Annotated in this window: 19 protein-coding genes; 9 read left to right on the top strand and 10 right to left on the bottom strand. The window is 74.9% G+C overall.

Features of this window, described 5'->3' with window-relative positions; translation table 11 throughout:
• Positions 1 to 31 precede the first annotated feature (31 nt).
• The 3 genes from ABZ920_RS13460 (at position 32) to ABZ920_RS13470 (ending at position 5085) form a co-directional block, all read left to right on the top strand.
• Positions 32 to 1474: a SpoIIE family protein phosphatase gene (locus tag ABZ920_RS13460; protein WP_361502904.1), complete on the top strand. Its 1443-nt coding sequence runs from the start codon at positions 32 to 34 to the stop codon at positions 1472 to 1474.
• Between the two features lie 372 nt (positions 1475 to 1846).
• Positions 1847 to 3967, top strand: coding sequence for a SpoIIE family protein phosphatase (locus ABZ920_RS13465; RefSeq protein WP_361502907.1), 2121 nt, complete (start codon positions 1847 to 1849; stop codon positions 3965 to 3967).
• Between the two features lie 218 nt (positions 3968 to 4185).
• Entirely contained in the window at positions 4186 to 5085 is a 900-nt protein-coding gene (locus tag ABZ920_RS13470) for a hypothetical protein (protein ID WP_361502910.1), read from the top strand.
• Between the two features lie 52 nt (positions 5086 to 5137).
• On the opposite strand, the gene ABZ920_RS13475 is transcribed toward ABZ920_RS13470, so the two are convergent.
• Together ABZ920_RS13475 and ABZ920_RS13480 are read right to left on the bottom strand one after the other, a co-directional pair.
• Positions 5138 to 6355: a PP2C family protein-serine/threonine phosphatase gene (locus ABZ920_RS13475; RefSeq protein WP_361502913.1), complete on the bottom strand. Its 1218-nt coding sequence runs from the start codon at positions 6353 to 6355 to the stop codon at positions 5138 to 5140.
• Between the two features lie 270 nt (positions 6356 to 6625).
• Positions 6626 to 7099, bottom strand: a complete 474-nt coding sequence (locus ABZ920_RS13480; protein ID WP_361502915.1) for an ATP-binding protein — start codon at positions 7097 to 7099, stop codon at positions 6626 to 6628.
• 165 nt (positions 7100 to 7264) lie between these two features.
• Here ABZ920_RS13480 and ABZ920_RS13485 point away from each other — a divergent pair, with 165 nt between their 5' ends.
• Complete coding sequence (locus ABZ920_RS13485) at positions 7265 to 7630, top strand: STAS domain-containing protein (RefSeq protein ID WP_361502918.1); 366 nt, start codon at positions 7265 to 7267, stop codon at positions 7628 to 7630.
• Between the two features lie 68 nt (positions 7631 to 7698).
• On the opposite strand, the gene ABZ920_RS13490 is transcribed toward ABZ920_RS13485, so the two are convergent.
• From ABZ920_RS13490 to ABZ920_RS13500, 3 genes are all read right to left on the bottom strand, one after another.
• Positions 7699 to 8262, bottom strand: coding sequence for a hemerythrin domain-containing protein (locus ABZ920_RS13490; protein ID WP_361502921.1), 564 nt, complete (start codon positions 8260 to 8262; stop codon positions 7699 to 7701).
• Positions 8263 to 8699: 437 nt separating this feature from the next.
• Positions 8700 to 9998: a cytochrome P450 gene (locus ABZ920_RS13495; protein WP_361502924.1), complete on the bottom strand. Its 1299-nt coding sequence runs from the start codon at positions 9996 to 9998 to the stop codon at positions 8700 to 8702.
• Positions 9999 to 10163: 165 nt separating this feature from the next.
• Positions 10164 to 10466: a hypothetical protein gene (locus ABZ920_RS13500; protein WP_361502927.1), complete on the bottom strand. Its 303-nt coding sequence runs from the start codon at positions 10464 to 10466 to the stop codon at positions 10164 to 10166.
• Positions 10467 to 10584: 118 nt separating this feature from the next.
• On the opposite strand from ABZ920_RS13500, the gene ABZ920_RS13505 reads away from it, so the two are divergent.
• Together ABZ920_RS13505 and ABZ920_RS13510 are read left to right on the top strand one after the other, a co-directional pair.
• Positions 10585 to 11118, top strand: coding sequence for a DoxX family protein (locus ABZ920_RS13505; protein WP_361502930.1), 534 nt, complete (start codon positions 10585 to 10587; stop codon positions 11116 to 11118).
• A gap of 59 nt (positions 11119 to 11177) precedes the next feature.
• A complete protein-coding gene (locus tag ABZ920_RS13510) occupies positions 11178 to 11723 on the top strand; it encodes a hypothetical protein (RefSeq protein WP_361502933.1) in 546 nt (181 codons plus the stop codon).
• Positions 11724 to 12150: 427 nt separating this feature from the next.
• Here ABZ920_RS13510 and ABZ920_RS13515 read toward each other — a convergent pair whose 3' ends face one another.
• Entirely contained in the window at positions 12151 to 13653 is a 1503-nt protein-coding gene (locus ABZ920_RS13515; protein WP_361503128.1) for an MFS transporter, read from the bottom strand.
• Between the two features lie 141 nt (positions 13654 to 13794).
• Positions 13795 to 15330, bottom strand: coding sequence for a CYTH and CHAD domain-containing protein (locus ABZ920_RS13520; RefSeq protein ID WP_361502935.1), 1536 nt, complete (start codon positions 15328 to 15330; stop codon positions 13795 to 13797).
• Between the two features lie 369 nt (positions 15331 to 15699).
• Between ABZ920_RS13520 and ABZ920_RS13525 the strand changes: the two genes are divergently transcribed.
• Complete coding sequence (locus tag ABZ920_RS13525; RefSeq protein ID WP_361502938.1) at positions 15700 to 16149, top strand: ATP-binding protein; 450 nt, start codon at positions 15700 to 15702, stop codon at positions 16147 to 16149.
• Between the two features lie 112 nt (positions 16150 to 16261).
• Positions 16262 to 17107 (top strand): MBL fold metallo-hydrolase, encoded by an 846-nt coding sequence (locus ABZ920_RS13530; RefSeq protein ID WP_361502941.1) that lies wholly within the window; start codon positions 16262 to 16264, stop codon positions 17105 to 17107.
• 11 nt (positions 17108 to 17118) lie between these two features.
• Here the strand turns inward: ABZ920_RS13530 and ABZ920_RS13535 are convergent, their stop codons facing one another.
• Together ABZ920_RS13535 and ABZ920_RS13540 are read right to left on the bottom strand one after the other, a co-directional pair.
• On the bottom strand, positions 17119 to 17355 hold the full coding sequence (locus tag ABZ920_RS13535; protein WP_361502944.1) for a DUF2945 domain-containing protein: 237 nt from the start codon (positions 17353 to 17355) through the stop codon (positions 17119 to 17121).
• 101 nt (positions 17356 to 17456) lie between these two features.
• Entirely contained in the window at positions 17457 to 17789 is a 333-nt protein-coding gene (locus tag ABZ920_RS13540) for a hypothetical protein (protein WP_361502947.1), read from the bottom strand.
• A gap of 272 nt (positions 17790 to 18061) precedes the next feature.
• Between ABZ920_RS13540 and ABZ920_RS13545 the strand changes: the two genes are divergently transcribed.
• The gene (locus ABZ920_RS13545; protein ID WP_361502950.1) at positions 18062 to 18907 is read left to right on the top strand and encodes an RNA polymerase sigma factor SigF; all 846 of its coding nucleotides are present in this window, start codon (positions 18062 to 18064) and stop codon (positions 18905 to 18907) included.
• A 157-nt stretch (positions 18908 to 19064) separates the two neighbouring features.
• On the opposite strand, the gene ABZ920_RS13550 is transcribed toward ABZ920_RS13545, so the two are convergent.
• Complete coding sequence (locus ABZ920_RS13550; protein ID WP_361502953.1) at positions 19065 to 20723, bottom strand: catalase; 1659 nt, start codon at positions 20721 to 20723, stop codon at positions 19065 to 19067.
• Positions 20724 to 20952 lie beyond the last annotated feature (229 nt).

Here is a 20952-nt window from a genome sequence, read left to right on the forward strand (position 1 = left end):
ACCAACTTGACTGACCATCATATAGTTGCCCATGGCATGTGCCATCACATTCCCGCCCGGCCCCACCCGCGCCGCTACCGGCCCCACCCGGAAGGCAACGACCCTGCGGAACACGGAACGCAGCCACCCCGGCGACGCTCCCCCCACAGCGCCGCCCCGCCGCCGCACCCCCTTCTCCCCCGCGGCCGACGCCATCGGTTCCGAACTCGACCTCCATCTGACGGGCCGTCATGTCGTCCACGCCCTCGCCCCCGGGTTCTGCGACGCCGCCTCGGTGTACCTGCTGCAGCGCTGGCGCCTGGAGGAGCACGCCCGCGCCGCGCCCGATCCGCCGCAGATCGAGGCGCGCCGCCTCGCCCTGCGCATAGGGTCGGACACCCCGGAGGACTGGGAGCACCTGCTGCCCGTCGGGGAGGTCCTGGTCTTCCCCCGTGACACGCCGTACGCGCGCGCCGTCGCCACCGGGCAGACACAACTGCTCGACGGGGTCGACCGGCACACCTTCGAAAGACTGCGCAGGGCCGACCCGGACGACGCCGGGGTGGACGCCCTGCTACGGAGCGCGTCGTTCCTGATCGTCCCGCTGCGGTTGCGCGGCGCGGCCGTCGGGTTCATCGCCTGCACCCGCGGCCCGGACAAGGAGCCCTTCTCGCACGGCGAGGCCGTCGCCGTGGAGTCGCTGGGCGCCCGGGCGTGCGTGGCACTGGACAACGCGCGCCGTTACGAGCGGGAGCGCCGCACCGCCCTCGCCATCCGCAGCAGCCTGCTCCCGGAGACCGGCCAGACCTTCGCGAGCTGCCGGGTCGCCCACGGTTACCGGCCCGCCGGCCAGGACGACGTGATCGGCGGCGACTGGTACGACGTGCTGCCCCGGGCGGGCCGGCGGCTGGGCATGATCGTCGGCGACGCGATGGGACACGGCCCCGAGTCCGCGGTCGCCATGATCCAGCTGCGTACGGCGGTCCGCACCCTGGCGGCCCTCGACATCGGCCCCACCGAGCTCATGCACCGGCTGGACGCGGTCGCCGGCGACACGCCCGGCGCCTCCTTCGCCACCTGCATCTACGCGGAATGGGATGCGGGCCTGGCGACCTGCACGTTCGTCGGCGCCGGCCACCCGCCGCCCCTGATCCGCGGGCCGGGCGGCCCGGCGGAACCCGTGTCCCTCACCACCGCGGGCCTGCCCCTCGGGCTCGGTGCGGGACGCTACGAGCCGACGGTGCTGCACCTGTCCGAGCCGGCCCTGCTGCTGCTCTACAGCGACGGACTGGTCGAGTCCCGCCGGGCCGATATCGACCAGGGCATCACCCGCCTCGCCCGCGCCCTCGACGCCGGCGCGGACGGCGTGCCGGGGACCGCGGACACGGACGCGCTGAGCGCCCTGTGCCGGCGGCTGCTCGCCGAGGCCTCCGCGGACGACGTCAGCGACGACAGGACCCTGCTGCTGGCCGAACTGACTCCGGGCAGGGACTGAGCCCCCCGGCCGACGCCCGCCGAAGCGCCCGCCCCGGGCCCCACCACCCGCCGCCGCGCCCCCTGGCCGCAGCACGGCCGCGTCCCCGGTCCGCCGCCCGTTCCGCGGGCACGCCGCCCGTGCGCCCGGCCGGATCCGCGCGCGCCGACCACGAAGCCGGCTGCCGCTCACGTCGTGACCGCCTCCGCACAGCGCCGGTCCGGCGGCCGCCTGCGGCCCTCCGCCCGCCGGGCCGAGGCGGCACACCTGCGCGATACGCCCCGTATCACCGTAGTGTCAGGGTATGAGTGACATGTGCCCATGGCACGGCGCGTGGGTACATGCCACGCCCGGCGGGCCGGTGCCCGCCGCGACACCGGACCGGAGAACGCCATGTCCGTGATCGACAAGCCGGATCCCGACGGGGCACTGGACGACGCCCTCGCGGCGGCCCTGGCTGACGCCGTACGTGGCACCGGCGCGTCCATCGGCAGCCTGTTCCTGCTGGAGGAGGCGCGGCCGGTACTGCGCCTGGTGGCGCAGTGCGGCCTGCCCGTCGAGTTCACCGCGCCCTGGCACCGGCTGCCGCTGAGTGCTCCGGCGCCGCTGACCGACGCCATCCACGAGGACCGGCTCGTGTGGATCGGCAGCCAGGCCGAGATGGCCAGCCGCTACCCGCGGGTGGCCGCCGTCCTGCCCTACCGGATCGCTCTGGCGGCGGCGCCGCTGACGGGCGTGCGCCACTGCTGGGGCGGCCTCCTCCTGATGTGGCCGGCCGACCGTCCGCGCGGGCCGTCGTCCCGTGAGCGCGGCCACATGGCCTCCGTCGCCCGCCGGATGGCGCGTCTGCTGGACGAGGCGCCCCGCCCGCCGGAGGTGCGCGACCGGCCCCGGGTCGTCTCGCTCGCCACGCGCCGTCACCCCGTGCAGACCCGCGTGGCCGCCGCGGACTACGCCGAGCGGCTCCCCGAGGGCGCGGTCGGGCTCGATCTGGAGGGCCGGATCACCTTCGTCAACAGGACCGCGGCCCGGCTGCTCGGCCACGAGCCCGAGCGGCTGCTCGGCACCCGGCCCTGGCAGTCGCTGCCCTGGCTGGACGACCCGGTCTACGAGGACCACTACCGCACGGTGGTCGTCAGCCGGGCGCCCCTGGCGTACACGGCGCTGCGTCCGCCGGACCACTGGCTGACCTTCGAGCTGTACCCGGACGCCAGCGGCATCAGCGTCCGCATCACGCCCCGCACGGAACAGCCGTCGAGCGGTCCGCTGCCCGTGCAGACCTCACGGCCGACGTCCGCCGCGACCGGCCGCCTGTACCAGTTGGTCCACCTGGCCGCGGCGCTGACCGAGGCCGTCGGCGTGCGGGACCTCACCGATCTGATCTCGGACCAGATCCTGCCCGCCTTCGGGGCCCAGAACCTCGTGCTGTGCTCCCTCGAGGCCGGCCGACTGAAGATCATCGGGTACCACGGCTACGCGCCCGGCGTCATCGACCGCCTCGACGGCCTGCCGCTGGCCACCGACCTCACCCCGGCAGGCCAGGCCCTCACCAGCGGCTCCCCCGCCTTCTACCCCGACCGGGCCACGATGGCCCGCGCCTACCCGCAGGCCTCACGGATCAGCGACAAACAGGCCTGGGCGTTCCTGCCGCTGCTCGCCGCCGGGCGGCGGGTGGGCTGCTGCGTGCTCTCCTACGACCAGCCGCACAGCTTCACGGCCGACGAGCGGGCCGTCCTGACGTCGCTGGCCGGGCTGATCGCCCAGGCCCTCGACCGGGCCCGCCTGTACGACAGCAAGCACCAGGTCGCGCAGGAGCTCCAGCAGGTCCTGCTGCCACGGAGCCTGCCCACGCTGCCCGGCCTGGACGTGGCGGCACGCTACCTGCCCGCCAGCCACGGCCTGCTGATCGGCGGCGACTTCTACGACCTGCTGCGGCTCGACGACACCACCGCCGCCGCCGTCATCGGCGACGTCGAGGGCCACAGCATCAGCGCGGCGGCCCTGATGGGGCAGGTCCGCACCGCCATCCACGCCCACGCCACCGCCGGCGCGCCGCCCGACCAGGTGCTGTCCTGCGCCAACCGGATGCTGGCCGACCTGGAGTCCGACCTGCTGGTGTCCTGTCTGTACGTCCATCTCGACCTCGCCCGCCACCGGGTCACGCTGGCGAGCGCCGGCCACATGCCCCCGCTGCTGCGGGACGGCCGCCACGTGCGGGTGGTCAACGTGGAGCCCGGGCCGCTGCTGGGCATCGACCTGGGCGTGCACTACCCGGTGACCGCCGACGTCCTGCCCCCGGGCGCGCTGCTCGCCCTGTACACCGACGGCATCGTGGAGGTGCCGGGCACCGACGCGGTCGAGAACATCAACCGGCTCGCCCGGCACCTGGCCGCCAGTGACGGGCAGGACCTCGACGCCCTGATCGACAGTCTCGTGCGGTGCACCTGGCCCACGGGGCAGCACACCGACGACATCGCCGTCCTCCTGCTGCGGGCGAAGGGCGGGGAGGACTGATCCGGCGCCGGCGGCCGGGCCCCGACCGCTCCACCGCTGCGGACCTCCTCCCGCTCCGGCCGCGCCGTCCGCTCCGGGGACGCTTACTGCGGATTTCGGCCTCAGCACCGTTGTGCCCCTTGTTATGACGCCCGTCATGACGCACGCTGCTGCGGGGCGGTTGTCCCGGCCCTGACCGGGTGTGCGGGAAGGCCACAGCGAACGACGGGAGGATCGGCGTGGGCGATGTCCTCGCACGTGCGATGTGGGAGCGGTACGAACCGGTCCACGACCTCGTCTACTTCGCGCCCGAGGTCCGCCGGGCGGCGGACGGGCTCGGCCTGCGCGGCTTCTGGATGGGCTACTTCGCGATGCGGGCGGCCCCGCTGGGTCCCGTGCCCGCGCGGGTCGTCACCGGCTGCTTCTACGTCTTCCACCCGGACCGGGTGGCGCGGGCGCTGCCGGACGCGTGGCGGTACGCCGCGCCGCCCGAGGTGATCGAGGCCCGCGCGCGGGCGGTGGACGCGGCGATGACCCGCGTGTTCGGCCCCGGCGTCGTCACCGGCCCGGGGATGACCGAGGCCGCGGACCTCGCATGGGAGGCCGCCGCGGCCGCCGGCACCGCGGGCCGGGTGCTCGCCGCCGCCAACCAGGCACTCGACCGCCCGGAGCAGCCGCACGTCAGGCTCTGGCAGGCTCTGACGACACTGCGGGAGCACCGCGGGGACGGGCACGTCGCCGCCCTGGTCGCCCACGGCGTCGGCCCGGTCGACGCCATGGTGCTGAAGTGCGCCGCCGGCGAGTCGGACGGCGCGCTGCTGCGCGAGAGCCGCAAGTGGGACCTGACGGCGTGGCGGGTGGCCGAGGCAGGGCTGCGCGAGCGGGGGTGGCTCGGCGAGGACGGCACCCCGACCGCTGCCGGATCGGCGGTCCGGGCGGAGATCGAGGCGCGCACGGACGCGGCCGCGGAGCAGCCGTGGGCGGCGCTGGGCAGGGAACGCGCGCTGCGCCTGGCCGCACTGCTGGAACCGCTGGCCACGGCGGTGCTGGACACCGGACTGATCCCGCCGGGCAACCCGGTGGGACTCACCGGGGCGCTGTGGAAGGCCTCCCCCGCCGCGGCCGGGAGCGCGGGCTGAGCCGGGGGGAAGCCGCGGCCGCACCGCGCGGCCGGGCTTGCCGGCGGCACGGTCAGGGCCGGCGCCGAGGCCGGGCCGCCATGGCGGCGACGTCGTCGTCGGCGTGTTCGGCGCCGAGCCGGTCGAGGACGTCGTCCAGCAGGGCGGCGACGCTCTGGTCGGGGGGCAGGCGCAGGGCGGTCAGCCGGCCGAGCGAGGTGTCGATGTCCTCCCCGCGGCGCTCGACCAGACCGTCGGTGAACAGGACCAGCGTGTCGTCCGGCGTGAGCGGCCTGCTGAACGGCTGGTAGGCGCCGAGACCGGTGCCGAGGGGCGGTCCGACGGGCAGCGGCACCAGTTCGGCCGTCCCGCGGCGGGCGAAGACGGCGGGCGGCAGGTGGCCCGCGCCGGCGAGGCAGACCGAGGCGCGAACCGGGTCGAGCAGGGCGAGCAGGCAGGTCGCGGGGCGGCGGCCGCTCTCCTCGGCCACGGCGTTGTCGACCCGGCGCAGGATCAGGTGCGGTGCGGCCTCCGAGGAGGCGACGTAGCGCAGCACCGAACGGTAGGCGTTCATGTCGACCGCCGCGTCCAGGCCGTGGCCCATGACGTCGCCGACGACGAGAAGGGTGCGGCCGTGGTGCAGGCGCACCGTCTCGCACCAGTCGCCGCCGACGTGCGTGCCCCGGCCGACGGGCAGGTAGCGGGTGGCCAGCTCGACGTCGGGATGGGGCCGCCCGGGGTCGGCGCGCAGGACCTGCTGCAGGTCCCGCACGCGCGCGCCGGCCTGCCGGTGCTCCTCCGCGTGGCGCAGGTGCGCGGCGGCGAGGCGCGCCGCGTAGTGGACGGCCGCGGTCTCCTCGTCGTCGAAGGGGCTGCCGGTGCGCAGGCCGAGGACGACGCCGTAGGCCCGGCTTCCGGCCAGCAGCGGCACCGACACGGCGACCAGGCTGGTGCCGCCACGCGGGGAGAAGGACCTGGTGATCGGGTGGCCCTCGTCCAGGGCGCGGACCCGGACGTCACCGCGTGGCATCGTCTCCAGGGCGTAGAGGAGGTCGCGCCGGCCGGCCACGGCGACGGCCTGCAGCGCCCCGTCGGGGTGGCGGTGGCGCGCCTGCGGGGTGAACAGGTCGACGGTCGCGGTGTCGCAGCACTCCTCGACCAGGAACGCGGTCAGTTCGGCCGCCGTCCTGCCGGGGTCGAGGGAGGTGCCGATCACGGCGACCGCGCGCTCGGCTCGTCCGAGACGATCCGCGGCGGCCTTGCTGGACCCGGACACATGGTCGCCTTTCACCACATTTCTCTTCCGCCACCCATAGCAGCACTGGTGGAGGAGATCGGCGAGCGGCGGCCCGCGAGCCAGGGAACGGCGCCGGGGACGGACGATGCGGGGACAAGTGCCGCCGGAAGCGGGCCGCACGCCCGTGGACGCGAGCGGGTCCTCAGCCGCTGCTGCGAAGGAAAGCCTCGCGCTGCGCCGCGGCTTCGAAGGCGCGTCACGCCATCCAGCTGAGCTCCGAAGGTGCGTCCCGGAGTCCGGGGCGCGCCTCCCGGGGCCTTTCCATCAGTGCGGCGGGCCCGGGGGGCCCGCTTCGCCGCCCAGCAGGGCGAGGCGGGCGGTGACGCGCTTGCCGACCGGCTCCAGCCGCACGTCGAGGCGCCGGGCGAGGGCCGTGACGATCTCCAGCCCGTGCCGACCGACCCGGTCGGGATCGGCGGGGCGCGGTGTGGGCAGAACGGGTGAGGAGTCCCACACCGTCACCGCCACGGCGTCGCCGCTGAGGCGCAGATCCAGCAGGGCCGGGCCGGGCGCGTGCTTGAGGGCGTTGGTGACCAGTTCGCTGACCACCAGCCGGGTGGCGTCGAGCGCCCGGGCGGCGACGGGCAGGCCGCAGTCGGTCCGCAGGCGGGTGAGGAAGACGCCGGCGGTGCGGCGGGCCTCGGCGATGCAGGCCGGATCGGCGCTCAGGGGCAGGGTGATGTGCGGCACGGGGGCGCCGGGGCCCACTTGTTTCCGGCCACCGGTGGCAGCTTCCATGCGGTCCGCCCTCACCCCCGGGTTCACACGCCGTGTCCACCCGCGTATACGCTCACGGCGCCGCCCGTGCTCACCGACCGGCCCATGATTCCTGTCCCGAACCCCTACCATCGAGCCATCCGACCCGTTGGCCATGGCCAGACATTTACCAGAAGTGAGGACAGCGTGGCAGACACCGAGGGAGCTGCGGTGCCCGGACGGCTGCTGATCACCCGGGCCAGGGCCGACGGGGGCGCGTGGGTGGTGACCCCCGTGGGAGAGGTCGACCTCGACGGCAGCGCCCACCTCAGGGACATCCTGCTGTCCTGCCTGGCCGACGCGCCGGGCACGGTGGTGGACCTCGGCGGGGTGACCTTCATGGACTCCAGCGGCATCAACGCCCTCATCACCGCCCACCAGGCCGCCCGGGAGCACGGGACCTGGCTGCGTCTCGCCGCGCCGCAGGAAGCCGTCTCGCGGGTGATCCAGCTCGTCGGGGTGGACACGCTCATTCCGTGCCACCCGACGCTTCAGGAGGCCCTCGCCGCCTGACGGCGACAGCGCGGCGGCCACCCCCGGACGCTCCGGTCGTGGCCGCCTCCCTTCGCCCGCCGGTGGACTCAGTCGGTCTTTCCGCGCCCGGACAGCGCGTCGCGGATCCGGTCGACCAGTCCGGCGCCGGGTGCGAGGAGCTTGTTGGCAGGCGGGGTGTCCGGTGCGGCGGGGTGCGGCCTGGTCGGTGCCGTCTTCTTCGCCATCCGGACCTTCTCGCCCAGCCGTTCGAGATCCTCGGGGCCGGTGGCCTGCCGCAGCAGGGGGAAGAGGTTCTCCTCCTCGTCCGTCACGTGCTCCCGGATCTGCCGCATGAGCCTGCCCATGAGCTCGTCGAACCGGGGGTCCTCGGCCGGGCAGCCCTCCAGGTCCTTCATGGTCCGCTCGGCCTCCGAGTGATCCTGGATCTCGCGGTCGGCGATCGCGTCGCCGTCCCGCACGTGCTGCCGCACCGCAGGGTACAGGTGCATCTCCTCGGCGACGGAGTGGCGGACCAGTTCGATCGTGGCCTGGTCCGCCAGGTCCTTGCGCCGGCTGTCGCCGGTGGGGAGGGCCTCGATCTGCGCGAAGATCTCCTCCACCTCGCGGTGGTCCGTGGTCAGTTCCTGAATGACGTCTCCGCCGTGTCCCATGACGGGGGCTCCTTGCTGTTCGAGGCCGCTCGGGGGGTGCGCGGCCGCCGTCCGCGCTCGCTCCTGTCTAGCGAGCCCGGCCCGCGCGGACGGCGGATTGGGCCGCCCATGGGCGCGTCCGCCGGACCGGCCGGCCGGGCCCGCACCCGCACCGCGGGGCACGGCCCCGCAGCCACGGACGGCCCGGCGCGAGGCGGGTCCGCAGCAGGGCGCACGGGGGCGACCCGTGGCAGGTCACGGCACTCGGCCCCGAAGCCACCACGGCCGGTCCCGCGGACGGGGAGAAAACCCACCTGGGGCAGGCCCGGGGGACGATCCCGGCCCAGCCCGACCGCCGGGCTCAGAACTGCCGGCGCCGCCCGGACGGACCAAGCGACGAACCCGGCCCGGCCGGCCGCCGGGCTGAGGCGGCTGACGCCGGCGGGCCGGGCTCCGGTTCAGGGGCGGTTGCGGCCGCTGTCCGCAGCCGTCGCGGACACGACCACGCGGCGGGTGTCCGCCGGCCGTACGCCGGTGACGACGAACCCGCTGCGCGGCCGCGTCGGGATGCGGCGCAGCGGGATCGCGAGGTCCTGCTCGGCAACGCGGTACTCCAGCCGAGCGAGGCGCTGCGCGAGAGCTTCGAGCAGTCCGAGGGTGACGCCCTCGCCGGGGCACCGGTGGCCGGTCCGCGGATCCCCGCCGCCCTGCGGGATCAGCTCGTCCCGCTCGGCCGGGTGGTGCTGGAAGCGCTGGGGACGGAAGGCGTAGGGGTCGCCCCACAGTTCCTCGTCGTGGAGTTGCCCGTAGACGTCCAGGACCACCAAGCCCCCGGCGGGCAGGTGGTGACCGCGCCAGTCCAGGTCCCTGACGGCCAGGCCGCCGAGGAAGGGCGCGAACGGGTAAAAGCGGCGCACCTCGTGCACGAACGCGGTGGTGTGGGTGACGTCCCCGTCCCGCAGCATCGCGCGGTTCTCCGGCCACCGGTGCAGCGCGTGCGCGGCGAAGGCGACGAACCAGCTGACGGCGACCGTGGGACGCAGGACGTTCAGCAGCTCCACCGCGGCCGTCCCGGCGTCCAGCGGCTCACCCGCCCCGTCACGGTGCCGGGCCACCCGTTCCAGCATGGAGCCGGCCGGGGCCGTCCGGTCGCCGGAGCGGACCTCCCGCACCAGGCGGGCCAGCCGGTCCTCCTGACGGCCCCGGGCGCGCCGGGCGCGCCAGTGGCGCGGTCCGAGGGTGGCGAAGCCGTCGACCATCGCGACCAGGTCGCGGGCGACCGGCTCGGCCTCGTCCTCACCGAGGGGGACGCCGGCCCAGCGGCACACCCCCCGGGTGAGCACCACGCTCGCCTCGTCGAACAGCACGACGCGGGAGCGTCCCGTCCAGGTGGTCACCGCCTCGTCCCAGGCCGCGCAGACCTCGTCGGCCGCCGCCGCCACCGTGTCGGCCTGCAGCAGCGGCAGGAACAGCTCCTTGCGCTCACGGTGCGGCCCGCCGTCGAGGGTGTGCACCGCGTCCTGGCCGAACAGGGTGCCCCGCACCGGCTCCGGCAGCGCGCCGTGCCGGCGCACGTTGCTCTCGTCGTAGAAGAACCGCACGGCCTCCGGTCCGCGCACGGCGAGGACGCGCCGGCCCATGAGCCGGGTCGATACCACCCCGTCGGTGCTCGCCCGCATGCGTGCGGGCAGCCAGGCGTAGCCGCCGGTCAGGGCGGAGAGGGTCTGGTCGGTCCAGGGGCGTCGTGTGGCGTCCATGACACCGCGAGTGCCCCGAGCGCCCGCCGGGATGCCACCCGCGTCCCCGCGCGCCGCGCCGAACGGGGTCCGGTCCCGCCGTGGGGCCGGCTGTCCGCGAGGACGAGGGTCGCGCCGTGCCCGCCGATGGGCGCAGGGACCCGCGGTGAGCGGGCAGGTCCGTCATCAGGGACGCGGATTCGTCCGCTGCCAGCGGCGGGCACCCGGCTGGTGCCGTCCGGCGACGGACGCGCACCGCGGGCAGACCCGGCCCACCGCGTCCGCCGCGCCGCCCGACTCCGGCAGGATGTCGGGCCAGGCGACGCCCGCGAACCGGGTCAGGCGCGACCGGTGCAGGGACAGCCCGCACACCGTCTGGTTCGTGCCCTGCTCCCAGGCGTGCACTTCCCCGGAGGGCAGCCAGCGACCGTCGTCCTCGTCCCACCATCGCCCGGAGGCCGTCACCGCGTAACGCCGCGTTCTCGCCATGACCGGCGGGTGCCCTCGCCGGTCCGCGGTATGCCGTCCGCGCCGGGGCGCCGCATGCCCGGGCACGACACGGGGAACCCGGCGACCGCCGATAGCCATCCAGATACCGGGAGAGGCCATGAGTCTGCTGCGTGTCGTCGGTCGCCCGCTCCTCGCTTCCATGTTCGTCGTCGGAGGGCTGAACTCCGTACGGCGTCCGCAGGAGCTGGCACCAGCCGCGGAGCCTGTCGTCCGGCCCATCAAGGACCGCGTGCCGGCGCTGCCCGACCGCACCGAGCAGGTCGTACGCCTCAGCGGCGGCGTGCAGGTCGCGGCGGGTCTGCTGCTGGCGACGGGGCGGCTGCCCCGGCTGTCCGCCGTGGCCCTGGCCGCCACCCTCGTGCCCACCACGCTGGCGGGCCACCGCTTCTGGGACGAGGACGACCCCTCCTCCCGGGGCCAGCAGCGCATCCACTTCCTGAAGAACCTCTCCATGCTCGGCGGTCTGCTGATCGCGGCGGACGACACCGCCGGCGCGCCGTCCGTGCTGTGGCGCGGCCGCCACGCGGCGCGCGGTGTCCAGCGCGAGGCCCGGCTGGTCCGCCGCTCGATCCGCGCGACCGCGGGCCCCGCCGCCAAGGCCGGCCGCATCAGCGCCAAGCTGTCGGCCTGACCCGGCCGCGGCCGCGCCCGTGCCGTCGGACGCGGCCGCAGGAGGAGAAGGGACGCACGATGAACCACCAGTCCCGCCGCGCACCGTTCCTGCCCGACTTCGCGGGCCGGGCCGGTTCCGAACTGCTCGGCATCTATCTCAATGATCACCTCGCCGGTGCGACGGCCGGGGTCGGGCGGGCCCGCCATCTGGTGTCGGCCTGCCGGGGTTCGGCGGTCGGCGAGGCGATGGCGCCGGTCGCCGACGAGATCGCCCGGGACCGCAGGACGCTCCTGGCCGTCATGCGGGGACTCGACGTGCCGATCCGGCGCTACAAGGTGTACGCGGGGCGGCTGGGCGAACGGGCCGGGCGGCTGAAGAGCAACGGCCGCCTGGTCCGGCGCTCCCCGCTGAGCACCCTGCTGGAGCTGGAGCTCCTGTACGCCGGGGTGGCGGGGAAGAGCCGCGCGTGGCAGGTGCTGCGTCAGCTCGCCGAGCACGACGAACGCCTGGACGCGCCGCAGTTCGACGCGCTGCTCGAACGGGCCCGGGGGCAGCTGCGCACGATCGACGAGCTCCACCGGCGCCAGACCGAGGAGACGTTCGCGCATTCGGGGAGCACGTGAGCACCGCTCCCGGACTCGCGCGCCGGGCGGGGCGGCCCGTGCCGGGAAACCCCGCCCGGCCGCTGTGGGAACCGGGAAGGCGTGCCGGTCGCGCATCGGGGGCGGCGCCGCCGGCGCGACCGCTCGGCCGCGCCGTCCCGGGGTGACCCGGCCGCACGCGGACCAGGGAGGCGAGCCGGTCGCGGACCGAGGGCGCCGCCGGCACCGCTCGGCCGTGCAGAGGCCCCCCCGGGCGGCCCGGCCGCCGTGAGGCCCGGCAAGGCGTGCCGGTCCGGAGCGGCCCGCCCGCGCGCAGAGTCGGCCCGTGCCGGTGGCTTGCTCGTGGGCAGGCGGCCGCAGCCGCACGGCCGCTGGTCACCACGTGGCCCCGGTCGTGGCCGGTGGCCGTCCCCGTCCCCCGTGGGCGCCGCCCGCCGCCCGGGACGGCTCAGCCGTGCCGGGCGTGGGCGCGGCTGTGCGGGACTTCGGACGGACGGCGCCGCCAGTCGTCCGGGCTGTCGCGACGCCAGTCCAGGACCGCGATCGCCAGTGCCCCCAGCATGGCCACGAGACCGGACGCCACGGCGATCGCCACCGCCAGGCGGTAGTCGTGCCCGCTCCTTCCCAGCACCAGGTAGAACAGCCCGGGCAGGGCCGCGGTGCCCACCGCCCCGCCGAGCCGCTGCCCCGTCTGCAGGGCGCCGCCCGCGGCTCCCGCCATCCGCACGGGCACGTCCCGCAGCGTCATGGTGATGTTGGGCGAGATGACGCAGCCGCTGCCCAGACCGCCGAGGAACAGGGCGGGCACGGTGATCCAGGCGACCGAGCCGGTGGGGACGAGGCGCAGGATGAGGGCCGTACCGCCCAGCCCGGCGACCACGGCCACCAGTCCGCAGACGGTCAGCAGCCGTCCCAGCCGCTCCACCAGCCGTCCCGCCACCACGGCGGCGGTGGCCGAGCCGATCGCGAAGGGCGTCACAGCCAGCCCGGAGAGCAGCGGGGAGTAGCCGAGGCCGTTCTGATAGAACAGGGCGAACACCAGCCACACCCCGCTGAACCCGACGAAGTACAGAGCCGCGAGCAGGGCGCCCGGGGCGTAGCCGAACGTGTCCGTGACCAGGCGCGGGTCCAGCAGCGGGTGCCCCTCGTGCCCGGCGACACGCCGCTCCCACCGGGCGAAGACGGCCAGCAGCGCGACGCCCACCGGGAACAGCCACCACAGCCGGCCCAGCCCGCCGGACTCGGCGAACACCAGGGGCAGCATCAGGGACAGCACCCCCGCGCCGAGCAGGGCCACGCCCGGAAGGTCGAGGCGCTCCCGGCGGCCCGGCCCGAGCCGCGGCAGGTAGTGCAGGCCGAGGAGCAGCGCGATCGCGCCGATGGGCACGTTGACGTAGAAGATCCACCGCCAGCCCTGCGAGCCGTGCGCCAGGGCGAGGATGAGGCCGCCGGTGACCGGGCCGATCGCGCTGGAGACGCCGACCGTGCCGCCGAACAGGCCGAAGGCGCGCCCGCGTTCGGCGCCGCGGAACAGCTGCTGGATCAGGGCGGAGTTCTGCGGGGCGAGACATCCGGCGAAGACGCCCTGCAGGATCCGCGCCGCGACGAGCCAGGTGATCGTGGGGGCCGCGCCCGCCGCGGCGCTGCAGAGGACGAAGCCGCCGAGCGACCACAGGAAGATCCGCCGCCTGCCCATCGCGTCGCCCAGGCGGCCGGCCGGCACCAGGGTCAGGGCGAAGGCGAGGGCGTATCCGGAGACGACCCACTGCACGGCCGCCGGCGAGGCGCCCAGGTCCCGTTGCAGGGAGGGCAGCGCGACGGCCACGATGGTCACGTCGAGCAGGCTCATGAACCCGGTCACGAGGGTGACCCACAGGGCGTTCCAGCGTCTCGGGGCGGGCTCGCCCTGCCACTCCGGGTCACCGTCGTGTCCGCCTGCCCACGTGTCCAGTTCCACGAAGGCTCCTCCCGGTCGCCGCGAACTCGTCCGCGACCGCCGCCTGCCGCCCGGGCGGCCGCCGCACCCCCACACGGCTCACCTGGCGGCCCCGCCCCAAACCCCGTGACGCGCGCCTACCGGGGCGTGGACCTCTCAGCGGCCGAGGGAGGCGCGCAGGGCGGGGTCCGCGGCCCGCTCCCACTCGGCGGACAGCCGCTGCTCCCGCCCGGCCGCCGCGGCACGCTCCTGTCCGTACAGCAGGCCCCAGGTGAAGCCCGGTTCGCCCGCCGCGTGCGCCGCGACGGCCAGCCGGCGGAGCGTGCCGCGGGCCACGACGCCGTCGTGGTGGTCACCGGCCACCCGCTGGACGGCCTTGGCGCGCCGGCCCAGCCGTTTCGCCGGCCGGCCGAGAGCGGGACGTGCCGCCTCCGCCGCGTACCGGAGCCGCTTGGCCGCCTTCCGCGCCCGGTGGATCGCGTCGTCGCGGTCCGGCCCCGGCGGCAGCTCCAGCGCGCGCCGCATCCGTCCCTCCAGCCGGCCGAACTCCTTCCGCAGTGCCTTGGCCATGACCTTCTCCGGCGCGCGCGTGGCCTTGCCCCGCAGCGGCGGGTCGGTGGCCAGCCGGTTCAGCTCGGCCAGCAGGGCCAGGTAGCGGGGCGAGGCGAGGGCGTCCAGCGTGCGGCGGTGGGATCCGGCGTGCTGCGCCGCGTTCCACGCCGTGAGCCGCGCGGCGACGGGGCCGAGGACCAGCTCGCCGGGCAGGTCCCGGACGCCCGCCGCCAGGCGCTCGCCCAGCACCTCCTGGTCGCGCTCCGCGCCGAGTTCGCCGGCCAGCCACTTGAGGTCGGCGCGGAGGCGGCCGGTGGCGCCGGGGTCGAGGACCGTCCGGTAGGCGCGCAGACAGCCGAGCAGGCGACGGCAGGCGACCCGCATGTCGTGCACCGTGTCGGGCCGGCCGCGCCGCACGGCGGGGTCGAGACCCACCAGGGCGTGCACCTGGGCGTCCGCGTAGGCGAGCACGTGCGCGGCGGCGGAGCCCTCCGGGACGTCGGCCCGGGGCACGCGGACGTCGCCGGAGCCGGGGGTGGTCTCGGCCAGGGCGCGGGCCAGCTTGGACGCGCTCCGCGCGCGCTCGACGCCGTTCTCGCGCAGCAGCGTGTCGACAGCCGCGAGCAGCGCGGGGTCGCCGTCCTCGGCGAGCTCGACCTCCATCTCCGTCCACACCGCGGGCCGGCCCTCGGCGCGCAGCGGGTCGGCGCGGACCGTGTCGAGGCTGAGTTCGGCGAGGACGGCGCCGCCGGCGTCCAGGAGGTGGCGCACGGACCGGGTGGTGCGGATGCGCACGACCGGCCGCAGGGGCGCCCCGCGGGTTCGGGACAGGGCCAGGTCCCGCAGCTCGTCCGGGAGCTCGTCGGACAGCGGGGCCCGGATCTCCTCACGGCTGCCGTCCGGGAGGGGCAGTTTGAGGTGCCAGCCCTCGTCCGGGCCGCCCGTCCTGCGGCGCAGGGTGGCCGCGGTGCGGGCCAGCCGCAGGTCGTCGGTGTCGTGGTAGACCGCGTCCAGCTCCCGGACCCCGCGGTCGGCGAGGGCGGCGACCCGGGGCACGGCGGTCAGGTCGGGCAGCCACCCGGTGTCGCCCGCCGCGGGCGCCGCGTACTTGAACTCTGTCTCTCGTGTCGACTGGGCCATACAGTGCCCGTTGACGCGATCGGCGCGGGCAAACCCGCGCACTCGCGCGGCGGGACACGCGAACGCGCGGTGGGATCCGTTACGTCCGGCCGGCGCGGGGTCCCGCTCCCCCGAACGTGCGCGCGCCCCGCCCGGCACGCCCTCCTCGGTCCGGGCACGGGCACCGGCACGCCGGTGGTCCCGCCCGCGCCCTTCCGCCGCGCCGGCAGGGGGACGACCGGCCGTGCCGGCGGCCGCCCGGCGCCGTTGTGCGCCCCGGGCGGCTTCAACCGCGGCACATCGGGTAGCCGTAATGTCCGGCAAAGAGCCCATTCCCGATCACCGTTCCTCGCGAACGGACCACCCCCCACAGCCCAGACGGTGACTTCTATGGTTCTCACGCCCAGGAAACAGGCTTCGGACGAGCGGATCACGGACCGGCGCGCCACCGCATTGCGCTACGGAGCGACGTACGGCGCCGGCGCGGCCCCCATCGCGGACGCGCGGCGCGCCGTGCACGTCCTGCTCGACCGGGCGGCCCGCGCCTTCGGCACGCGGGTGTCGACACGTACCGAGCAGGAGGCGCAGCTCGTGGTGAGCGAGCTGGTCACCAACGCCGTGCGGCACGCACCGGGACCCTGCGGCCTGGTCCTGGCCGCGGACGGCGAGCGGCTGAGCATCACCGTCCGGGACACCTCCCCGGCACTGCCGCGCGTCCATGAGCGCTGCGGGTCCCGCGTCGGCGGCCACGGCCTGCACCTGGTGCGTTCCTGCAGCCGCGCGCTGAGGGTCACCGGGCTGCCCGGCGGCAAGGAGATCACCGCCGAAGTCGCGCTGTAGGCCGGCTTCCCGGGCCGTGCGCATGGGGCGCCGGGACGAGGGGTACTCCGGGCCCACGGCGCAGTGATGGGCACACGGCAGACGGGCTGCGTCCCGTCGGGCAAGGACCGCGATGGCCGCCTTCGACGACGACGTGATCGACCTCCACTTCATCGGCACCGCGACGGTGCTGCTCCGGTACGGGGAGCTGACCCTCCTGACGGACCCCAACTTCCTGCACGCCGGGCAGCACGCGCACCTGGGGTACGGGCTGCTGACCCGCCGGCTCACCGAGCCGGCCCTGGCCCCGCAGGATCTCCCCCGGCTCGACGCGGTGGTCCTGTCCCATCTGCACGGCGACCACTGGGACCGTGAGGCCAGAAGGCACCTGGACCGGTCGGTGCCCGTCGTCACCACGCCGCACGCCGCACGCCGGCTGCGGACCTGGCAGGGCTTCGGCCGGGCGGGCGGCCTGCGGACGTGGGAAAGCTGCGTCTTCACCCGCGGGAGCTCCCAGGTCCGCGTCACGGCTCTGCCCGGCCGCCACTCGCTCCAGCCGGTGCTCGAACGTCTGCTGCCCCCGGTGATGGGCAGCATGCTGGAGTTCGGTCCCGTCGACGGGCCGGTCCGCCTGCGGATGTACGTCTCGGGCGACACACTGCTGTTCGACGGGCTGGAGGAGATCGGGCGGCGCTTCCCGGACGCCGACCTGGCCGTGCTCCACCTGGGCGGCACCCGTCTTCCCGGCGGCTTCGTCGTCACCATGGACGGTGCGCAGGGAGCTGAGCTAGCGCGCCGCCTGGACTACCGGCACGTCCTGCCCGTCCACTACGACGACTACTCGGCCTTCCGCTCCCCTCTCGACGACTTCCTCGGGGAGGCGGAGCGGCTGGGTCTGGGCGGCCGGCTGGTGCACTGCCCCCGCGGGGGACGCGCCCGGGTCGCCGCGCAGCGGGGCGGGCGGCCGGCCCTCCGCTGACGTGCGAGGTCTCACTTCTTTTTCTTCTTGAGCGCCGAGGGCCTGTGCACGGCCGGGCGGCCGGACTTGTCGCTGCGCACCTCGTACTGCGGGTCTTCGGGCGAGGCGGCCACGGTGCGGCCCGCCGCCTCGGTCCGCTCGGTGATCTCCTTCTCGACCGTCCCCTCGGCCTCGCCGCCGTGACTGCTCCAGGTGACCTTGTCGCCCTTGGACAGCTTCCTCTCGCCCCCGGAGTCCTTCTTCGCCATCGGTCTGCTCCTTCCGCGCACGCTGGGCTCGTGTCACCTCCCCACCCTGCTGGCCGCGACCGTGGCACGCACGTCGGCGAGGGCTCCCCCGCGCCCGCCGGTCAGACCGTGTAGGCGTCGGTGTCCAGGTCGCAGCGGCCGCCGCGCAGCTCGTAGCGGGCCCGCAGTACGGCGGCGGCCGTCTCGCGCGAGGCGGTGGTCAGCCCGAAGTGCTGACGGGCGTACTCCAGGACGTCGTCGACGGTGACCCGCCCCCGCAGGACCTGCTCCCCGGGGCCGTCGTGGGGGTCGGTGAGCCGTGCGGCCAGCATGCGCCGCTGCGCCGTGATGGCGATGTCGGCCGCCACCCCCAGTTGCGCCCGTACGTGCCGCGCCCGCCGTGCCGCCGTCTCGCGCGCCGGCCGGCCTGCCCGCCGCTGAACCAACCGCTTCATCCCGACCCCTGTCCATCCGGTGCCGCGCCCCGGCTGCGGGGCGCGGCGACGACCATCGCGTGTGGCTCCCTGCTACCCCGGCCATGCCGGTTCAGGCGCGGAGGGCGCCGCTCCGCCGGCGGCCGGCCGCGCGGGTGCGGCGGTGCGGTTCCGCCGCGGGAGGGAGGATGATGGGTGTGACACGCGGGAAACGGGGTACACGCGGCGGCGTTGTCCGCCCATGATCATCGGGCGGACCCGCACGGGAACACGGCAACGAGGAGGTCGGCGCCATGACGGTGACCACACAGGTGCGGGCGGCTCACGCGCGGGCGGGGCTGCCGGAGGTGGCCGACCCCTCGCAGGTGGCTCCGGCCGACGCGCGGGAGCTGTCCCGGCGGTTCTTCGACCGGCTGGCGGTGCTGGAGGAGGGCACAGCCGCCCACCAGTACACGCGCAACACGCTCATCGAGATGAACATGTCCTTGGTCCGCTACGCGGCCGGCCGCTTCCGCAGCCGCGGGCCGCAGGAGATGGAGGACATCGTCCAGGTCGGCATGATCGGTCTGATCAAGGCGATCGACCGGTTCGAGCTGACCCGGGAGGTGGAGTTCACCTCGTTCGCGGTGCCGTACATCGTCGGGGAGATCAAGCGGTTCTTCCGGGACACGTCCTGGGCGGTGCACGTTCCCCGGCGTCTGCAGGAGGCCCGCGTGGAGCTCGCGAAGGCCACCGAGGAACTGGGCAGCCGTCTCGGGCGCACCCCGACGGCCCGGGAGCTCGCGGAGCTGATGAACCTGCCCGAGCGGGAGGTCGTCGAGGCGATGGTGGCCGCGAACGGCTACACCTCCGCGTCCCTGGACGCCGCCGTCGCCGGCAGCGAGGAGGGCGAGAGCGTCCTGGCCGACTTCATCGGCACCGAGGACGACGGGCTGGAACTGGTCGAGGACCTGCACAGCCTCGCTCCGCTGCTGGCCGGGCTGAGCGAGCGCGACCGGCGGATCATCCACCTCCGCTTCGTCGAGGAGCTCACCCAGGCGCAGATCGGGGAGTTGCTGGGCATCTCCCAGATGCATGTGTCGCGCCTGCTCAACCGGGTCCTGCACCGGCTCCGGGAAGGTCTGCTGGCCGCTCGCTGAGCGGTCGTGGACCTCGTCCGGGGACGGTGTCGCGCCCGCCGGCCCGGCGGCAGGAATGCTTCGGGCCGGAGCGGGAAGACGGACGCGGTACGCGAAGGGGCCGGACGCCGTCGTCCTGGGGAGGTGGGCGGCGTCCGGCCCCTTTCGTGTGCGCCGTTCAGCGCGTCACCGTGTGCCGCTCGTCGGGCACGCAGTGGGTCATGGTCAGTCCCTCGACCTCGCGCGGCGGGTTGTTGCCGAGGTTGGACAGGCGCTTGCGGTCCTCGTCCGTCAGGTCCTGGCTCGCCAGGGGTTCGAGGCCGGCCACGTCCTCGGGGCTGATGCCGAGCCCCTCCCCCACCTTCAGGCCCAGCTCGTTCTCGGCCAGCAGGAAGTGCCACACCATCCGCTCCTGCACGGGCCGGTCGCACTGGGACAGCTGGTTCACCAGGTTCTTCACCAGGTCGTCGCGCTCCCACTGCTCCATCAGCAGATATCGCTGGCCGGCCTGGAGGTAGTCGTTGGTGCGCGGGATGCGCTTGCGCGTGAGCCGGCCGCGGATCTCCGGACCCTGCTCGTCGTGGCTCGGGTACCGGGCCTCCCTGAGACCACCGGTGATCGACGGCTCGTAGTTGACGATCGGGTTCTCGCCGCCGCCGTCGACGTGGTACGTCATCTGGCCGTCGCGCTGGTTGGTGTGCACCTGGGCGTTCTTGGCCTGGTTGACCGGCAGCTGGAGGTAGTTCGGGCCGACGCGGTAGCGCTGGGTGTCGCTGTAGGAGAAGGTGCGGCCCACCAGCATCTTGTCGTCGGAGAAGTCCAGCCCGTCCACGAGCACGCCGGTGCCGAAGGAGATCTGCTCGTTCTCGGCGAAGAAGTTCCGCGGCATCCGGTCCAGCACCATCCGGCCGACGGGCCTGGCCGGGAAGTCCTGCTCGGGCCAGGTCTTGGTGTCGTCCAGCGGGTCGAAGTCGAGCTCCGGGTGGTCGTGGTCGTCCATCATCTGCACGACCAGTTCCCACTCCGGGTACTCGCCGCGCTCGACCGCCTCGTACAGGTCCTTGGTGGCGTGGCCGAGGGTCTGCGCCTGGACGTTCGCGGCGTCCTCCTCGGTCATGCTGCGCACGCCCTGCTTGGGCATCCAGTGGTACTTGACCAGGACGGTGCGGCCCTCCTCGTTCACCCACTTGTAGGTGTTGACGCCGAAGCCCTGCATGTGGCGGTAGTCGGAGGGGATGCCGCGCGGGCTGAAGAGGTTGACGAGCATGTGCATCGCCTCGGGCGTCTGCGACATGAAGTCGAAGATCCGCCGCGGTTGCTGCTCGAAGGTCACCGGGTCGGGCTTGAGGGCGTGGATGACGTCCGGGAACTTGATCGCGTCCCGGATGAAGAACACGGCGAGGTTGTTGCCCACGAGGTCCCAGTTGCCGTCCTCGGTGTAGAACTTCACCGCGAAGCCGCGCGGGTCGCGGGCCGCCTCGGAGGAGTCCCGGCCACCGATCACCGTGGAGAAGCGGACGGCGACGTCGGTGCGCTTGCCGCGCTCCTGGAAGAGCTTGGCCCGGGTGAACTTCGCGATGGGCTCGTCGCCCCAGGCGCCGTACGCCTCGAAGTAGCCGTACGCCGTCACGCCCCGGGCGTGCACCACGCGCTCCGGGATCCGCTCCCGGTCGAAGTGGCTGATCTTCTCCAGGAACTGGTAGTTCTCCAGCGTCGCCGGGCCGCGGGCCCCGACCGTGCGCTGGTTCTGGTTGTCGTGGACGGGGTGACCCTGCCGGTTGGTGAGGACCTTGCGGTCGTCGCCCTGGGCGGGGCCCTGGCTTGCTGTGTCCGTCATGCTCGTGGGCTCCTTCGACTCGTCCCGGCGTCGCGGGGTGGGGGCTGCGAGGCGATCGCCGTCATCACAGCGGAGGGGCCTGGGTACCCGGAAGGGTCGCCGCCGATGCCCGCACGAACGGGATCAACTTTTGCACCGTTCAGTCGCCCCTTCGGGCGGGGCTGCGCCGAACGGGTCACCCCGGCGCGTCCCGCGGCTGGACGACGGGTTCCCGGGTAGGCGGTCGGGG

This window comes from Streptomyces sp. NPDC046831, from assembly GCF_040645305.1.
Taxonomy (GTDB): Bacteria; Actinomycetota; Actinomycetes; order Streptomycetales; family Streptomycetaceae; genus Streptomyces.

What these genes read in the sequence shown, in the direction of transcription:
- ABZ920_RS13540 (WP_361502947.1), bottom strand. Translation starts at nt 17,789, where the DNA reads ATGAAGCGGTTGGTTCAGCGGCGGGCAGGCCGGCCGGCGCGCGAGACG.
- ABZ920_RS13535 (WP_361502944.1), bottom strand. Translation starts at nt 17,355, where the DNA reads ATGGCGAAGAAGGACTCCGGGGGCGAGAGGAAGCTGTCCAAGGGCGAC.
- ABZ920_RS13480 (WP_361502915.1), bottom strand. Translation starts at nt 7,099, where the DNA reads ATGGAAGCTGCCACCGGTGGCCGGAAACAAGTGGGCCCCGGCGCCCCC.
- ABZ920_RS13530 (WP_361502941.1), top strand. Translation starts at nt 16,262, where the DNA reads ATGGCCGCCTTCGACGACGACGTGATCGACCTCCACTTCATCGGCACC.
- ABZ920_RS13505 (WP_361502930.1), top strand. Translation starts at nt 10,585, where the DNA reads ATGAGTCTGCTGCGTGTCGTCGGTCGCCCGCTCCTCGCTTCCATGTTC.
- ABZ920_RS13520 (WP_361502935.1), bottom strand. Translation starts at nt 15,330, where the DNA reads ATGGCCCAGTCGACACGAGAGACAGAGTTCAAGTACGCGGCGCCCGCG.
- ABZ920_RS13525 (WP_361502938.1), top strand. Translation starts at nt 15,700, where the DNA reads ATGGTTCTCACGCCCAGGAAACAGGCTTCGGACGAGCGGATCACGGAC.
- ABZ920_RS13550 (WP_361502953.1), bottom strand. Translation starts at nt 20,723, where the DNA reads ATGACGGACACAGCAAGCCAGGGCCCCGCCCAGGGCGACGACCGCAAG.
- ABZ920_RS13545 (WP_361502950.1), top strand. Translation starts at nt 18,062, where the DNA reads ATGACGGTGACCACACAGGTGCGGGCGGCTCACGCGCGGGCGGGGCTG.
- ABZ920_RS13465 (WP_361502907.1), top strand. Translation starts at nt 1,847, where the DNA reads ATGTCCGTGATCGACAAGCCGGATCCCGACGGGGCACTGGACGACGCC.
- ABZ920_RS13460 (WP_361502904.1), top strand. Translation starts at nt 32, where the DNA reads ATGGCATGTGCCATCACATTCCCGCCCGGCCCCACCCGCGCCGCTACC.
- ABZ920_RS13510 (WP_361502933.1), top strand. Translation starts at nt 11,178, where the DNA reads ATGAACCACCAGTCCCGCCGCGCACCGTTCCTGCCCGACTTCGCGGGC.
- ABZ920_RS13490 (WP_361502921.1), bottom strand. Translation starts at nt 8,262, where the DNA reads ATGGGACACGGCGGAGACGTCATTCAGGAACTGACCACGGACCACCGC.
- ABZ920_RS13500 (WP_361502927.1), bottom strand. Translation starts at nt 10,466, where the DNA reads ATGGCGAGAACGCGGCGTTACGCGGTGACGGCCTCCGGGCGATGGTGG.
- ABZ920_RS13495 (WP_361502924.1), bottom strand. Translation starts at nt 9,998, where the DNA reads ATGGACGCCACACGACGCCCCTGGACCGACCAGACCCTCTCCGCCCTG.